This is a genomic window from Streptomyces sp. NPDC005648 (assembly GCF_040605395.1).
Lineage (GTDB): Bacteria > Actinomycetota > Actinomycetes > Streptomycetales > Streptomycetaceae > Streptomyces.
The window spans coordinates 22,878-38,827 of sequence record NZ_JBEXCS010000071.1; the positions used below are offsets into that span (position 1 = coordinate 22,878).

A 15,950-nucleotide genomic window follows, 5' to 3' on the forward strand; every position below is an offset into this window, starting at 1 on the left:
CAGAAGTCGTACGACCCCTCCGAGCCGGTCGCTTGCACAACTCGGAGGGGTCGTACGGGACTTACTTGGCGAGGTACTCGGGGCCGAAGGCCTGGGGGAGCATCTCGGAGAGCGGGAGGATTCCCGCCGGGGTCTCCAGGAGCAGGTCGGGGCCCCCGAACTCGTACAGCAGCTGACGGCAGCGGCCGCACGGGACCAGGATCTCGCCGCGGCCGTCCACACACGTGAAGTGCGTGAGGCGGCCGCCGCCCGTGCGCTGCAGCTCCGAGACCAGCCCGCACTCGGCGCACAGGCCGAGGCCGTAGGAGGCGTTCTCGACGTTGCAGCCGGAGACCGTGCGGCCGTCCTCGACCAGGGCGGCGACGCCGACCGGGTAGTCCGAGTAGGGGGCGTAGGCGTGTGTCATGGCCTCGCGAGCCAGGTCGCGCAGGGCCTCCCAGTCGACGGCGGCCGGCGTCACTTGCCCTGGCCCTTCCGGTAGCGCATACCGTCCGCCTTGGGCATCCGCAGACGCTGCGCGGACAGCGACAGCACCAGCAGCGTGACGACGTACGGGGTGGCGCCCACGAAGTCGCTCGGGACCTCGTCGGTGACCAGGTACCAGACCAGGACGCCCGCGGCCACCATGAGGCTGATGCCGCCCTGCCAGTGCGCCTTCTTGTACAGCTTCCAGCCGGCCATCGCCAGGAGCAGCACGAACAGCAGGAGCAGCAGCGCGTGGACGGTCTCGCCGCCGTTGCGCAGCTGGAGGGCGTCGGAGTAGCCGAACAGGCCCGCGCCCATGGCGAGGCCGCCGGGACGCCAGTTGCCGAAGATCATGGCGGCGAGACCGATGTAACCGCGGCCGCCGGTCTGGCCCTCCAGGTAGCTGTGCGAGGTGACCAGCGCGAGGAAGGCGCCGCCGAGGCCGGCGAGGCCGCCGGAGACGGCCACGGCCATGTACTTGTACTTGTAGACGTTGACGCCGAGGGACTCGGCGGCGATCGGGTTCTCGCCGCAGGAGCGCAGCCGCAGGCCGAACGGGGTGCGCCACAGCAGCCACCAGCTGCCGATGAACAGCACGACCGCGAGGACCGTCACGATGGACAGGTCGGTGAACAGGCCGCCGAGGATGCCGGCGATGTCCGAGATCAGGAACCAGTGGTGGTTCTCGACGGAGTGCAGCCCGCTGGACAGGCCCGGCACGTCGAAGCTGGGCAGGGAGTCCACGGGCGGGGACTGCTTGGGGTTGCCGCCCGCGTTCGCCGCCTTGCCGTCCACGAAGAAGAGCTTGGCGAGGTACTGGGTGGTGCCGAGCGCGAGCAGGTTGATCGCGACACCGGAGACGATGTGGTCGACGCCGAAGGTGACGGTCGCGACCGCGTGCAGCAGGCCGCCGAGGACGCCGAAGACGACACCGCACAGCAGGCCGAGCCAGGGGCTGGACTGCCAGCCGATCCAGCCGGCGCCGAAGGTGCCGAGGATCATCATGCCTTCGAGGCCGATGTTGACCACCCCGGAGCGCTCGGACCACAGACCGGCGAGACCGGCGAGGCCGATCGGCACGGCGAGGCTGAGCGCGGCGGAGACCTGGCCCTCGGAGGTGAGCTGGTCGGAGCCGGAGATGACGCGGACCGCGGCGACGAGCAGCAGCGCGCCGGCGACGATCATGAGGATCTGGCCGAGCGAGCGGCCGGACCGGGTGGCGGTGTCCGCCTTGGGTGCCGCGGGGGGCGGCGTGTCGGTCATCGTGGCAGTCATCACGCCACCTCCTGCTTCTGGGTCGGGGCTGCGGCCTGGGCGGCGAGCTCGGCGCCGACCCGCTGCTGCTGGCGCTTGAGTCCGTACCGGCGTACGACCTCGTAGGCGATGACGACGCACAGGACGATGACGCCCTGGATCACGCCGAGGATCTCCTTGTCGTAGCCCTCGAACTCCAGGTGGTTGGTGGTGCGCTCCAGGAAGCCCCACAGCAGGGCGCCCAGCGCGATGCCGACCGGGTTGTTGCGGCCGAGCAGGGCGATGGCGATACCGGTGAAGCCGATGCCCACGGGGAAGTCGTTGCTGAACTGGTGGCTGTCGTTGAGCAGGGTCGGCATGCCGATCAGGCCGGCGATGCCGCCGGAGATGAGCATGCTGGTCGCGATCATCTTCTTCACGGAGACACCGCTCGCGGCGGCGGCGGACTCGGACTGGCCGACGGTGCGCAGGTCGAAGCCGAACCGGGTACGGCCGAGCACGAACCAGTACGCGATGCCGACGAGCACGGCGACGACGATGAAGCCCCACAGCTCACCCGCGGCGCCGGTGTCGATCTGGAAGAAGTACGACGACTGCGGCAGCGGCTTGGTGGAGACGACCGTGCCGCCGGCCTGGAGCTCGGCGAGCTTTCCGGGCTGGAGGAGGTAGGCGATGATCGCGGTGGCGATCGCGTTGAGCATGATCGTCGAGATGACCTCGCTGACGCCGCGGGTCACCTTCAGCACGCCCGCGATGCCCGCCCACACGGCGCCGGTGCCCATGGCGCACAGGATGATCAGCGGGATGGAGATCCAGCCCGGCGTGGTCAGCGCGCCACCGAGGACGGCGGCGAAGAACGCGGCGATGCGGTACTGGCCGTCGACGCCGATGTTGAACAGGTTCATCCGGAAGCCGATGGCCACCGAGACACCCGCCAGGTAGTACGTCGTCGCCTTGTTGAGGATGTAGACCTGGCTGTCGCTGGCGGAGCCGTAGGTCAGCATGTCGCTGAACGCGGCGCCCGGGTTCTTGCCGGTGGCCAGGATCACCAGGGTGGTGACGAGGAGCGCGGCGACGACCGCGAGCAGCGGGGCGGCGATGCCGAGGAGCAGCCGCTCCTTGTCGATGCGTTGGGTCAGCTTGTTCATCGGGCGTCGTCCTCGTCGTCCTCGGCGTCCTCGGCGGAGACCGCTGCGGAGTCCCCTGTGGAGCCTTCCGCGTGCTCCAGGTGACCGGTGGCCGCACCGGTCATGGCGGAGCCCAGCTCCTCGGGGGTGATGGTGGCGGGGTCGGCGTCGGCGACCAGTCGGCCGCGGTACATCACCCGCAGGGTGTCGGACAGGCCGATGAGCTCGTCCAGGTCCGCGGAGATCAGCAGCACGGCCAGGCCCTCGCGGCGGGCCTCGCGGATGTGGTCCCAGATCGCGGCCTGCGCGCCGACGTCCACACCGCGGGTGGGGTGGGCGGCGATGAGCAGCTTGGGCGCGTGGCTCATCTCGCGGCCGACGATCAGCTTCTGCTGGTTGCCGCCGGACAGCGAGGCGGCGGTGACGTCGATGCCGGGGGTGCGGACGTCGTACGCCTGGATGATGCGCTCGGTGTCGGTGCGGGCCGCCTTGATGTCGAGCAGCTGGCCGCGGGAGTTGGGTTTCTCGGTGACATGGCCGAGGATGCGGTTCTCCCACAGCGGGGCCTCGAGGAGCAGACCGTGGCGGTGGCGGTCCTCGGGGATGTAGCCGACGCCGGACTCGCGGCGTTGGCGGGTGGGGGCGTGGGAGATGTCGGTGCTGTCGAGGGTGACCGTGCCGGAGTCGGGGGGGCGGATGCCCATGATGGCCTCGACCAGTTCCGACTGGCCGTTGCCCTCCACGCCGGCGATGCCGAGGACCTCGCCCTTGTGGATGGTGAAGGAGATGTCGTCGAGGATGATCCGCTCGACGCCGTCGAGGTCGGTCTGGGCCAGGCGCAGGCTGTCGAGCTTGAGCAGCGCGACGTCCGTGACCGTGGACTCCTCGGTCTCCGGCGTGGGCAGTTCGCTGCCGACCATCAGCTCGGCGAGCTGCTTGGGGGTGGTACCGGCCGGCTTCACCGTACCGACGGTGGTGCCGCGCCGGATGACGGTGATCTCGTCGGCGACGGACAACACCTCACCCAGCTTGTGGGAGATGAAGATGACGGTGAGGCCCTCGGCCTTGAGCTCGCGCAGGTTGTCGAAGAGGGCGTCGACCTCCTGGGGCACGAGGACGGCGGTGGGCTCGTCGAGGATCAGCGTCTTGGCGCCGCGGTAGAGGACCTTGAGGATCTCCACGCGCTGGCGGTCGGCGACGCCGAGCTCCTCCAGGAGGACGTCGGGGCGGACGTTCAGGCTGTACGCGTCGGAGATCTCCCTGATCTTCGCGCGGGCCTTGGCGCCGATGCCGTACAGCTTCTCCGCGCCCAGGACGACGTTCTCCAGGACGGTGAGGTTGTCGGCGAGCATGAAGTGCTGGTGCACCATGCCGATACCGCGGCCGATGGCGTCGGCGGGGGTGTGGAAGGTGACCGTCTCGCCGTTCACCGTGATGGTGCCCTCGTCCGGCTGCTGCATGCCGTAGAGGATCTTCATCAGGGTGGACTTGCCGGCACCGTTCTCACCGCACAGGGCGTGCACGGTGCCCGTGCGGACGGTGATGTCGATGTCCTTGTTGGCGACGACGCCGGGGAATCGCTTGGTGATGCCGCGCAGTTCGACGGCAGCGGGAGGGCTGGACGCGTTGATGGCGCACTCTCCTCGGGGAAAGGGGCTGCGTAGGGGAGGGCAGGCGTCGGCGACGCTAGCGCGGCAACTCCGCGCTACACGCGTAGAGTTGACACATTGTTATGGCTCGACGAGGGGGTTGTCGAGGCCCCCTCGTCGAGCCCGGGTTCCGGCGGGAACCGTCAGGTCAGCTGGTCTTGACCTTGATGGTGCCGTCGACGATCTTCTTCTTCGCGGCGTCCAGCTGCGGCTGGATGTCGTCGATGAAGCCACCGCTGGTGGAGAGGCTGACACCGCCCTTGGCGAGGGAGTAGATCTGGTTGCCGGTCAGCGGCTTGCCGTCGTTGACGGACTTGATGAAGTCGTAGACGCCGACGTCGACGTTCTTGACCATCGAGGTCAGGATGGAGCTCTTGTACGCGGCCAGACCCGGGATGTTGTACTGGTCCGAGTCCACGCCGATCGCCCAGGCGCCCTTGACGCCGTGGACCGCCTCGATCGAGCCGTTGCCCGAGGAGCCGGCCGCGGAGTAGATCACGTCGGCGCCGTTGTCGAGCTGGCCCGACGCGGCCTCCTTGCCCTTGGCGGGGTCGGCGAAACCGGAGAAGTCCGAGCCATGGGTCAGGTACTGGACGTCGACCTTGACCTTGGGGTTGGTGTCCTTGACGCCCTGGACGTAGCCCGCCGCGAACTTCTTGATCAGCGGGGTGTCCACACCGCCGATGAAGCCGACGTGTGCCTTCTTGGTCTTCAGCGCCGCGGCGACACCCGCCAGGTAGGAGCCCTGCTCCTCGGTGAAGGTGATGCTGTCGACGTTCTTCGCCGTCGCGACCGAGTCGATGAGGCCGAAGTTGACCTTCGGGTACTTGGGGGCGACCTTGTCGACCGAGGTGGCGTAGGAGAAGCCGACGGCGACGATCGGGTTGTAGCCGGCGTCGGCGAGGTCGGTCAGGCGCTGCTCGCGGTCGGCCTCGGTGTCCGAGGTCTTGGCGGTCAGCTCCTTGATGGAACCGCCGAACTCCTTCGCGGCCTTGTCGGCACCACGCGCGGCGGAGTCGTTGAAGGAGCGGTCACCACGGCCGCCGACGTCGTAGGCGAGACCGATCTTGATGCCGCCCTTGCCGCCGCTGGAGGAGGGGGAGGACGAGCTGTCGTTCTCGGAGGAGGTGCTGCCACACGCGGTGGCAGTCAGTGCGAGAGCTGCGGTCGCGATACACGCAGCGGAAAGCTTGGCTACCCGGCGCACGGGAGGCTCCTTCACCTGACCTGAGCGCCTTGTCGGCGCTTCATGTGAGCACCATGCCAGTGCTCGGGCCCGGACGCCCCTGCGGCGTCGGCTTCGCGGCATCGTAACGCGCGTAGATGTCGGAAACAGACCTCTTCCGAAGCCGTTATCGATTCGAGGCAAACACCCTCTGAACTCGGGGTCCCGCCCCTTCACACACCCGGATTTCGAAGTGCGCACGATTGGCTTACGGACATGTTGCGCCGGACGGCGCATTGGGTTCTGGGGGACCGGGAGGCGCGGCACCCACACGACGGCACGGTGCGGCACCCCCCCGACAGTGCGGCGGCTCAGCCCGCGGCGTCGAGCAGCGCCGCCGCCGTGAACAGCTCCACACCCACCGTGATCGCGGACTCGTCGGCGTCGAAGTCGCCCTGGTGCAGATCGCGTACGGTCCGCTCGCCCGGAGTGCGGACGCCGAGGCGGGCCATGGCGCCCGGGACGTGCTCCAGGTACCAGGAGAAGTCCTCGCCGCCGAGGCTCTGCTCGGTGCTCTCGACGGAGAGGACACCACGGCGGGCGGTCATGGCCTCGCGCAGCAGCTCGGTCGAGTCGGCGTCGTTGACGACGGGCGGGACACCGCGGACGTAGTTGATCTCCGACTTGGCGCCGTGCAGGTTGGCGACCTCGTCGATGGCCGCGACGACCAGGTCCGGCGCCTGCCGCCAGGCCTCGAGGTCGAGGCAGCGCACGGTGCCGGAGAGCTCCGCGTGCTGCGGGATGACGTTCGGGGCGTGCCCGGACTCGATACGGCCCCAGGTGATGGCGAGCCCGGCCCGGGTGTCGACCCGGCGGCCGACCAGTGCGGGCACGTCGGTGACGACACGGGCGGCGGCGGTGACCAGGTCGGTGGTCAGATGCGGGCGGGCGGTGTGGCCGCCGGGCCCGTCGAGCGCGACCTCCAGCCGGTCGCAGGCGGAGGTGATGGCGCCCTGCCTGAGGCCGATCTTCCCGACGTCCACCCGGGGGTCGCAGTGCAGGGCGAGGATCTGCCCCACACCCTCCAGCACCCCGCAGTCGATCGCGTCGGCGGCGCCGCCGGGCAGCACCTCCTCGGCGGGCTGGAAGAGCAGCCGCACGGGCCGCGGGAGCCTGCCCTGCCTGAGCAGGTCGGCGAGGACGAGACCGGCGCCCAGCACCACGGTCGTATGGACATCATGGCCACAGGCGTGCGCACGGTCCGGCACGGTCGAGCGGTACGAGCACTCACTCTTCGTGTCCGGGATGGGCAGCCCGTCGATGTCGGCCCGCAGGGCGAGCATGGGCCGCCCGCCGTCCCACTCCCCGATGTCGCAGACGAGGCCGGTCCCGGTGGCGAGCACCCGCGGCTTCAGACCGGCCCGCTCGAGCCGCTCCTTGATCGCCGCGGTGGTACGGAACTCCTGGTTGCCGAGCTCCGGGTGCATGTGCAAGTCACGGCGGAAGGCCACGAGTTCGGCATGCAGCGCCTCGGGCAGCGTGCCGTCGAGCGCGGCTTCCCCGGGAAGATCGACCTCGGACTCTGGTGACATCAGTTGCTTCACCCTCTTAAGCGTAGGACGCCGGGGTGGCCAACTGACCCTCGATCAACAAAAGTTCAACCCCTCAGGGGAAGAAAATCTGGCCGCTCGACGCATGGGTGGGTGTGGAGGTGGGTAAACCTCTTCTTTCTCTAGCATTACCACGCCTCGGCTCCCCGGAGCGGTTCTGTTCATCTGTCGGACCACCCGGTGCGGCACGAGTGCCCGCTAAGGTCGCTCCGTGAGCGTCGAGATCCCGGAATTCATACGGTCCACCCGTACGTCGTACGACACGATCGCGGACGACTACTCCGCGCAGTTCGCCGATCACCTGGCCGAGAGCCCGCTGGAGCGCGCTCTGCTGGGAGCCTTCGCCGAGATGGTGGGGGCGAACGGGGGCGGGGCGCCCGCTCCGGTCGCCGACCTGGGCAGTGGGCCCGGACATGTCACCGCTCGGCTGGACGCGCTGGGGGTGCCGGTCTTCGGGGTCGACGTCTCGCCCCGGATGGTGGAGCTGGCCCGCCGGGCCCATCCCGGCCTGCGGTTCCACGTGGGCTCGATGACCGCGCTGGACCTGCCGGCCGGGACGCTGGGCGGGATCGTCGCCCTGTACTCGATCATCCATGTGCCCCATGAGCACCTGCCGGCGGTGTTCGCCGACTTCCACCGGCTCCTGGTGCCCGGCGGGCAGGTGCTGATCATGTTCCAGTTCGACGAGTGTGAGAAGGGCCTCCACCTGGACGAGCGCTTCGGCCACGAGATCTCGCTCGACTACCACTGGCACACTCCGGACTCGGTGGCCGGGCTGCTCACCGAGGCGGGCTTCCAGCTGCACGCCAGCATCCGGCGCGAGCCGCGGGACGACGAGAAGATGCCGCGCGGCGTGGTCCTGGCCACGAAGGCCTCGTAGACGCCGTGGGGGCCGCCTGACGCCCGCCGGGGCTCCCTCACCCGGTCCGCCGGGCCCGGGATGCCCCAGGCGCCCGCTTCGGCCCCCTTCTGGCCCTCCATGGGCCCTGATGGCCGGCATGGGCCCTGATGGCCTGCTCCGTCCCCTCCCCCGCCCCTCCTGGAGCGCCTGAACCCGCCCCAGACCGCCTGGGTCCTGTTGCGAAAGCCCCGCCTGCCCCACGACGCCCGGCACACCGAGAGCACGCTCCCCCATGACGCCGCGGCGCCCGCCCTCCACGCCCTCCGGGCGGACGACAGGACTCTCGCCACAGGCCCTAGACCACCGGCACCGCGCTCACCGTCTGCAGGCGTGTCACGTCCCGTGCCGTTCCCGTCACGCCCGACAGGAAGCCCTGGGCCCGTGGGGAGGCGTGCTCGGTGAGCCAGGCCGGGTCGATGTCGCAGACCGCGACGCGGACCTCCGTGCCGGCGAGCGCGAGGGGGAGGGTGTGGACGACGGTGGAGGGGAAGCTGAGGATCGTACGGCCGACCGGGCCCCGGCGGGCGATCAGCTCCAGGGGCAGGTCGGGGCGGACGATCTGCAGCCCCGTCTCGACCGCCAGCCGGTGGAGTTTCTCGGCGCTCTCACGGCGATGGGCGAAGTAGCGGGTGGCGCCGTGGGTCTTGGCGAGGCTGCGGACGGCTTCCAGATAGTGCTCGTTGTCGACCACGCCGGTCTCCACCAGCGAGGTGCCGACCATGTCGGCGCCCTTGGTGATCCGCGGCGGGCCGAAGCGGAAGCGGGTCCAGGAGAAGTCGTTGGCGTGGACGGTGACGCCCGGCGGGGTCTCGTCCATCGGCATGGAGGAGAAGATCGCCACTCGGCGCCTGGCGCTCGGGGTCAGCCGGCGACGGGCCTTGGAGGACACCGGAGCGAAGATCAGGTCACGGGCGCCCGGCCGGCCGCCCTTGCGGTGCCAGCGGACCAGACGCTCACCGCGGGCCAGCTGGGCGACGAACTCCATGGTGGCCGTGCCGTCGTCCACCACGACGAGGTCACGGGCCTTGGTGATGGTCAGCAGCAGCTGTACGTAGCGGGAGAAGGGGTCTCCCAGGACGATGCGGTCGGCCCTGCGGAGCATGCCCGCGAGGCCTCCGATGGTCTGGAAGGGCGCCGCGGGGCCGCCCCGGGCCTCCTCCCAGCGGACCCGGTGACCCTCCTCGCGGGCGAGTTCGGCCATCCGGCGCAGCTGGCCGCGGGTCATGGGGTCGGTCGGTGACAGGACGACGAGGGTGAGCCCCGCGCCGGGCGCCTGGGCATGCGCCCACTCCAGCACGTTCAGGAGCTGTACCGGACTCTCGACGAACGCGAGAGTGGAGGTGCTGCCGGCGGATCCGGCGCGGCGGCTCATCGACGTATGACCGTCCCCTGCTCGTCGTTGATCAGACCGCGACCGGCTCGCCCGCGGCGGCGGCGATCTCCGCCTCGGCGACGACACCGGCGACGCGGCGCAGCTTCTTCATCGGGCCGAGCTCGGAGTCGTAGACCTTCTTGACGCCGTCGCCGAGGGAGGCCTCGATGGTGCGGATGTCGCGGACCAGGCGCGTGAGGCCCTGGGGCTCGACGGAGGCGGCCTGGTCGGAGCCCCACATCGCGCGGTCGAGGGTGATGTGGCGCTCGACGAAGGTGGCGCCCAGCGCGACGGCGGCCAGCGTGGTCTGCAGGCCCGTCTCGTGGCCGGAGTAGCCGATCGGGACGTTCGGGTACTCGGCCTGCAGGGTGTTGATGACGCGGAGGTTGAGCTCCTCGGCCTTCGCCGGGTAGGTCGAAGTGGCGTGGCAGAGAAGGATGTTGTCCGAGCCGAGGACCTCGACCGCGTGGCGGATCTGCTTCGGGGTCGACATACCGGTGGAGAGGATGACCGTGCGGCCGGTGCCGCGCAGGGCGCGCAGCAGCTCGTCGTCGGTGAGGGACGCGGAGGCGACCTTGTGGGCGGGCACGTCGAACTTCTCCAGGAAGGCGACGGCCTCGGTGTCCCACGGGGAGGCGAACCAGTCGATCCCCTTCTCCTTGGAGTACTCGTCGATCTGGCGGTACTCGTCCTCGCCGAACTCCACACGGTGGCGGTAGTCGATGTACGTCATCCGGCCCCAGGGGGTGTCGCGCTCGATGTCCCACTGGTCGCGCGGGGTGCAGATCTCCGGGGTGCGCTTCTGGAACTTGACGGCGTCGCAGCCGGCCTCGGCGGCCGCGTCGATGAGCTTGAAGGCGTTCTCGAGCTCGCCGTTGTGGTTGATGCCGATCTCACCGACGACGTAGACGGGCCGGCCCGGGCCGGCGGTCTTCGAACCGAACTGGCGCAGACGGGAGTTGCTCATGACAGGAACGTTCCTTACTTGTCGAGGGAGTCGAGAGAGGGGCCGAGGATCCAGCTGGCGATCTCTCGGATCGCGCCGTCGCCACCGGGGACGGTGGTGACCGCACGGGCGGCGCCGCGTACCACGTCGTGGGCGCTCGCGACCGCCACGGGCCAGCCCACGAGGGCGAAGCACGGGAGGTCGTTGACGTCGTTGCCGACGTAGAGCACGCGCTCGGGCGCGATGCCCTGCTCCTCGCACCACTGCTTGAGTGCGAGGTCCTTCCGGTCGATGCCGTGCAGGACCGGGATCTTGAGCTTCCTGGCCCGGGCGGCGACGACCGGGTTCTGCTCCGTGGAGAGGATCAGCATCTTCAGGCGGCCGCTCTTGCGCAGGGCCGCGATGCCGAGCCCGTCCCCGCGGTGCACGGAGACGAACTCCTTTCCATCGGCGTCGATCAGCACCCGGTCGTCTGTCTGGGTGCCGTCGAAGTCGAGTACGACCGCGTCGACGTCGTCGGCGGTGGGCAGCGAACCGGGACGGTCCGCGTCGAAGAGGGGCGCGAGAGCGCGGGCCCGGGCGAGGTCGTGCGGGTCGTCGATCTCCAGCACGCGCGCGGGGTCGGTGCGGACGAGTTCCGTACGCCCGAAGAAGCGGTGCTGGTGCTTGCGGAAGCCGGGGGCGTCCATCGCGTAGGCGGCGCCGGTCTCCAGGAGGTCCTGGGGGCGGTCCTGGCGGCGCGGGCGGTAGGACTTGTCGTGGTTGACGCCGTAGCCGCCGCCGGTGGCCGCGTCGGCCTCGGAGACGGTGCCGGCGGTGACCTCGTCCTCGGCGTCACGCCAGATGAAGCCGTGGAACGGGGCGACGGTCACGGCGGTGTCGGCGCCGTTCTCGACGACCGCGGACGCCACCCCGTCGATGTCCTCGCGGATGATGAACGGGCTGGTGCACTGCACGAACACCACCACGTCGACGGCCGCGCCGTGCAGCGCCTCGTGGGCGTCCATGGCGTGCAGCACGGCGGCCTCGGAGGTCGCGGTGTCACCGGCGATGGCGGCCGGACGCAGCACCACCTCGGCGCCGGCCTCACGGGCGGCGGCGGCGATGGCCTGGTCGTCGGTGGAGACGACCACATCGGTCACGAGACGGGTCGCGAGGCACTCGCGCACCGCACGCGCCACCAGCGGCACCCCGCCGACGGGGGCGAGGTTCTTCGCGGGCACGCCCTTGGAGCCGCCGCGAGCGGGGATGACGGCGAGTACGCGGCGCACGGTGGCCCCGGCAGTGACCGGCGAGTCGGACATGGGTTGCACTCCTTGCGCAGGGTTCGCAGAGACGGGGAGGGGCCGGCGGAGTCGCCCCTCCAGGGGCGCGGGGCTGTGTTGATCAGCGGCTCCGCCGCGGGGCGCGACCTGCCCGGACGACGCCGGACCCGCCCGACGACCCGGCTCGGCACCACCGATGGCGCTCACAGCTCCCCCATCCGCCGGATGACGGGCGCCACCCGCTGCACCCCGTGCCGGTACGCACCCCGAGCGGCCCGCCGCACGATCTGCCGGACCGGCCCCGGCTCCTTGTCGGCGGCCGGCGCCCCCGGCAGCACGCCGCCGTCCGGGCCGAGGTGGTGGCGGGCGAGGATGCCGGGGAGGTAACCGGGGGCGGTCGCCGGTGTGTAGTAGGGGCTCAGGGGCGCCAACTCACCCGGCGTGGCGAGGAGTTTGGCGATCCGCTCACGCGCCGCGTCGAAGGCGGTGTCGTACGAGCCGTCCACGGCGACCCCCTGCCGGGCCACCCACTCCTCGTCCGGCACCGGCCGGTGCCCCGCGTCCAGCTGGTCCCAGGAGGCGAGGCAGCCGGAGCCGACGAAGTGGTGGTTGCCGAGCACCTCGCGGATGCCGAGGTCGGTCAGGACCACCGTCGGGATACGGCGGTGCAGGGACTCCAGGGCCGCCGTCGAGCTGATGGTGACCAGCAGGTCGGTGCGGTCGAGGACCTCGCCCATGTTCCCGTAGACCAGGCGGAAGTTGGCCGGCGGGTCGAGCCGCTGGACCAGCTTCTGGTACGGCAACTCCTCGATGTGCGTGGTGTGTTCGCCCGGACGGGAGCGGAGCTTCAGCAGCACCTCGCGGTCGGGGTGCAGCCGGGCGTGCTGGATCAGCCGGTTCAGGAGATAGTCGCGGTCCCTGCGGTTGTCGGGGACCGACGGCTGGACCGCGAACACCACGGTGTACGGATCGTGTTCACCTTCGTACGCCGAACCACCCAGGAACGGCAGCGCCACCTCGGTCACCGACGAGGCGTCGGCGCCGACCCCTTCGTACACCGCCCGGAATCGCTCGGCGTCCTGGCGGGAGTTGGCGAGGACAAGGTCCGCGCCGTGGCGCAGGAGGAGGCCGTCCGCGAGCTTCTCGTAGACGACTCCGACATAGCCGGTGACCACGACGGGGCGCGACCCGCGGCCCCGCCAGGCGTGGTTGAGGCCGTGGAGCATGGCCTGCACTCCCCCGCCGACGAGGGCGAGGACGACGACGTCGTACTCCTCCTCCGCCATGGCGCGCAGGAACTCGGGGGACGTGACCTCCCTCATGGAATCGGCGCGCACACCGACCTCCGCCAGCTGGCGTGCGGTCGGGGTCGCCCGTCCGCGCAGCAGGAACCCGCGCAGCTCCGGACGGACTTGCGCGTCCTCGTGGCGGGCGGCTTCCATGGACGGGCCCGGAACGATACGGGCCGCGGTCAACGCACCCCATTTCCAGCGGGTGTCGGAGTCCGCGAGCACGGCGATTCGCGTGGGCTTCGAGGTACTTGGTGGCACGTCGAAGACGCTAGGAAGCAATTCCGAGGTACGGCCCAACCGCACCTGGCCAAAAAGTTAACAACACCCCGCCGAGAGCCGAACTGGGCCGTGGATTCTCAGGAAGTACAGTGGATGCACCGATCCGACACATTGAGTTCACCCAGTGTAAAGACACCGGAAAGTTGACCTGCTGGGCCGGCTCATAGGCTGCCGTGCGTGCCCAAGCTTTCCGTGATCGTGCCGTTCTACAACGTGCAGCAATACGCCCCCGACACCCTCAGAAGCCTGCGTTTGAACGCACGGCCGGATTTTGAGTTCGTCCTGGTCGACGACCATTCCAAGGACGAAACTCCGGCCATTCTCGAACGCGCTGCCGAGGAACTCTCCGATGTCGCGCAGGTGCGTTATATCCGCCATGAGAAGAACGGCGGACTCGCCACCGCGCGCAACACCGGCCTGGACGCCGCGCAGGGCGAATACCTCACCTTCCTGGACGGGGACGACTGGCTGGCGCCCGGCTACTTCGCCCAGCTGGTCGACGCGATCGAGGGGTTGGACTGCGACTTCGTGCGCACCGACCATGTGCAGGCGACGGCCCGCGCTCGGTCGCTGAGCCGGGTCCCGCAGGGACGCCGCTGGGAGAAGATGAACCCGCGCGAGGCGATCCTGCCGGCCGACCGCTCGACCTCGGTGGACTACGCGTTCGCCTGGGCCGGCGCCTACCACCGCCGGCTGCTCGACAGGGGTCTGCTGCACTTCACGGACGGGCTGCGCACGGCCGAGGACCGGCCCTGGATCTGGAAGCTGCACCGCGAGGCGGAGTCGTTCGCCGTGGTCAGCCTGCTGGGTGTGTTCTACCGGCGCGGGGTGGCCTCCTCGCTCACCCAGATCGGCGACGTCCGCCAGCTGGACTTCATCCGCGCCTTCGACCAGGTCATAGAAGAGACGCGGAAGGATCCGGACGCCGACCGGCTGCTGCCGAAGGCGGTCCGCACCTACTGCGCGATCATCGCCCACCATGTCTCGGACGAGGAGAAGTGGGAGCCGTCCGTGTACCGGCAGCTGCGGGCCAGGAGCGCGGCCGCCATCCAGCGCCTGCCGCAGGACATGCTCGGCGACGTACTCGAAACGATGGACATGCACCGCTCCTCCAAGCTGCGGCGGCTGCGGCGCAGAATCACGACAGCGAAGGCGGCTGCCTGATGCCCCGTACCACCCGCATCTACTGCGTCTCGACCCTGTACGGCGCCGCCACCCTGGCCGCCGCGCTGGACTCGGACTGCTTCGAGGACGAGGACCGCAGCCTGCTGCTGGTCTTCAACAACTCGGCGACCCCGGAGACGACGCCGCCCGTCGACGAGATGCCGGGCTTCGAGACCCTGCGCGACCACTTCGACGAGGTGCTGTCGTGGAACGAGGCCATCAGCCCCTTCCACCCGGGCGCCTGGATCCCGCGCCAGGACGACATCCCGCTCTTCGAGCGCTATCTGCGGCTGCTGTGGAACCTGGGCGACGACCGCGTGGAGCTGGTCGTGGAGTCCATCCAGGTCGCCCCGGCCCTCACGGTGGCCCAGCTGTTCACCGACGCGCCCGTGCACGTCTACGCCGACGGCCTGATGAGCTACGGCCCCACCCGCAACAAGATCGACCCGCTGGTCGGCACGCGCGTGCGGCGCCTGCTCCATCTGGACCTGGTGCCGGGACTGACCCCGCGGCTGCTGACCGAGTTCGACGTGCCGGCGCAGGTCGTACCGAGTGCGGCGTTCCTGAAGGTGATGGGTGAACTCACCGCTTCCGTGGCGGAGTTGCCGGTACTGCCCGACGACTCGGCGCTGCTGCTCGGCCAGTACCTGTCGGCGCTGGGCATCCTCTCCCCCGAGGAGGAGGAGGACCTGCACGTCCGGATGATGCGGGGGGCGGTGGAGCGCGGGCACCGGTCGATCGTCTTCAAGCCGCACCCCACCGCACCGGCCCGCTACAGCCGCGCGTTGGAGACGGAAGCCGCGAAGCTGGGCGTCGATCTCACCGTCATAGGCCTTCCCGTCCTCGCCGAGGTGCTGTTCGAGAGGTCGCGGCCGGGGCTGGTCGTGGGCTGCTTCTCCACGGCCCTGTTCACCGCTTCGGCGTTCTACGGCCTCCCGGTCGCCCGCATCGGCACCGGGCCGCTCCTGGACCGTCTCACCCCGTACCAGAACAGCAACCGGGTCCCGGTCGTCCTCGCCGACGGGCTGATCCCGGACCTGGAGGGCGGCAGGGGCGAGAAGACGCTTCCCGCGGCCACCCTGGACGGCCTGCTCGACGCGCTCAGCTACACCATGCAGCCCCAGATCTACCCGCCGCTGCGCACGGCGGCGGAACGCTACCTCTCCAAGCACCTCACCCCGCGCACCAAGCGCTACTTCCGGCGCAAGCGCCTCACCGCCCTGGGCCTGCCGGGCGGTCTCCCCGAGCGCCTCGCCTTCATCCCGCGCAACTCGACGGCACGACGGGTGGTCCGCAGGGCGCGCGCACTGCGGAATTCGGTGAAGCGCTGATCCGCGTATGACAGCCCGGCCCGCGGCCCGCGGGCCGCCTGCCGTCACCCACCGCACCCCGGGGCGGCAGGCACCGCGCCCTGAACGGGCCTCGACGCCGGCCACGATCAGCGCGGGCTGGGGTACCAGG

Annotated in this window: 13 protein-coding genes; 3 read left to right on the forward strand and 10 right to left on the reverse strand. The window is 70.2% G+C overall.

What is annotated here, in order from left to right:
- Nucleotides 1-61: 61 nt before the first annotated feature.
- From ABZT17_RS32135 to ABZT17_RS32160, 6 genes are all read right to left on the reverse strand, one after another.
- On the reverse strand, nt 62-460 hold the full coding sequence (locus ABZT17_RS32135) for a cytidine deaminase (RefSeq protein WP_356354000.1): 399 nt from the start codon (nt 458-460) through the stop codon (nt 62-64).
- Nucleotides 457-1,740: an ABC transporter permease gene (locus tag ABZT17_RS32140; protein WP_356354003.1), complete on the reverse strand. Its 1,284-nt coding sequence runs from the start codon at nt 1,738-1,740 to the stop codon at nt 457-459. The genes ABZT17_RS32135 and ABZT17_RS32140 overlap by 4 nt, the downstream gene beginning before the upstream one ends.
- Nucleotides 1,740-2,867 (reverse strand): ABC transporter permease, encoded by a 1,128-nt coding sequence (locus ABZT17_RS32145; protein WP_356354004.1) that lies wholly within the window; start codon nt 2,865-2,867, stop codon nt 1,740-1,742. The genes ABZT17_RS32140 and ABZT17_RS32145 overlap by 1 nt, the downstream gene beginning before the upstream one ends.
- On the reverse strand, nt 2,864-4,444 hold the full coding sequence (locus ABZT17_RS32150) for an ABC transporter ATP-binding protein (protein ID WP_356354044.1): 1,581 nt from the start codon (nt 4,442-4,444) through the stop codon (nt 2,864-2,866). The genes ABZT17_RS32145 and ABZT17_RS32150 overlap by 4 nt, the downstream gene beginning before the upstream one ends.
- Nucleotides 4,445-4,643: 199 nt before the next feature.
- Nucleotides 4,644-5,702, reverse strand: coding sequence for a BMP family ABC transporter substrate-binding protein (locus ABZT17_RS32155; protein ID WP_356354009.1), 1,059 nt, complete (start codon nt 5,700-5,702; stop codon nt 4,644-4,646).
- A gap of 329 nt (nt 5,703-6,031) precedes the next feature.
- Nucleotides 6,032-7,252, reverse strand: a complete 1,221-nt coding sequence (locus tag ABZT17_RS32160) for a M20 family metallopeptidase (RefSeq protein WP_356354011.1) — start codon at nt 7,250-7,252, stop codon at nt 6,032-6,034.
- A gap of 229 nt (nt 7,253-7,481) precedes the next feature.
- On the opposite strand from ABZT17_RS32160, the gene ABZT17_RS32165 reads away from it, so the two are divergent.
- On the forward strand, nt 7,482-8,150 hold the full coding sequence (locus tag ABZT17_RS32165) for a class I SAM-dependent methyltransferase (RefSeq protein ID WP_356354013.1): 669 nt from the start codon (nt 7,482-7,484) through the stop codon (nt 8,148-8,150).
- 316 nt (nt 8,151-8,466) lie between these two features.
- On the opposite strand, the gene ABZT17_RS32170 is transcribed toward ABZT17_RS32165, so the two are convergent.
- The 4 genes from ABZT17_RS32170 to ABZT17_RS32185 form a co-directional block, all read right to left on the reverse strand.
- Nucleotides 8,467-9,543 (reverse strand): hypothetical protein, encoded by a 1,077-nt coding sequence (locus tag ABZT17_RS32170; protein ID WP_356354015.1) that lies wholly within the window; start codon nt 9,541-9,543, stop codon nt 8,467-8,469.
- Nucleotides 9,544-9,574: 31 nt separating this feature from the next.
- A complete protein-coding gene (locus tag ABZT17_RS32175; protein ID WP_356354017.1) occupies nt 9,575-10,510 on the reverse strand; it encodes an N-acetylneuraminate synthase family protein in 936 nt (311 codons plus the stop codon).
- A gap of 14 nt (nt 10,511-10,524) precedes the next feature.
- Nucleotides 10,525-11,793 (reverse strand): acylneuraminate cytidylyltransferase, encoded by a 1,269-nt coding sequence (locus ABZT17_RS32180; protein ID WP_356354019.1) that lies wholly within the window; start codon nt 11,791-11,793, stop codon nt 10,525-10,527.
- Nucleotides 11,794-11,957: 164 nt separating this feature from the next.
- Entirely contained in the window at nt 11,958-13,304 is a 1,347-nt protein-coding gene (locus ABZT17_RS32185) for a DUF6716 putative glycosyltransferase (RefSeq protein WP_356354021.1), read from the reverse strand.
- 198 nt (nt 13,305-13,502) lie between these two features.
- Here ABZT17_RS32185 and ABZT17_RS32190 point away from each other — a divergent pair, with 198 nt between their 5' ends.
- Nucleotides 13,503-14,489, forward strand: a complete 987-nt coding sequence (locus ABZT17_RS32190; protein WP_356354023.1) for a glycosyltransferase family 2 protein — start codon at nt 13,503-13,505, stop codon at nt 14,487-14,489.
- Nucleotides 14,489-15,820, forward strand: coding sequence for an alpha-2,8-polysialyltransferase family protein (locus tag ABZT17_RS32195; protein ID WP_356354025.1), 1,332 nt, complete (start codon nt 14,489-14,491; stop codon nt 15,818-15,820). Before ABZT17_RS32190 ends, ABZT17_RS32195 begins: the two co-directional genes overlap by 1 nt.
- Nucleotides 15,821-15,950: the final 130 nt, after the last annotated feature.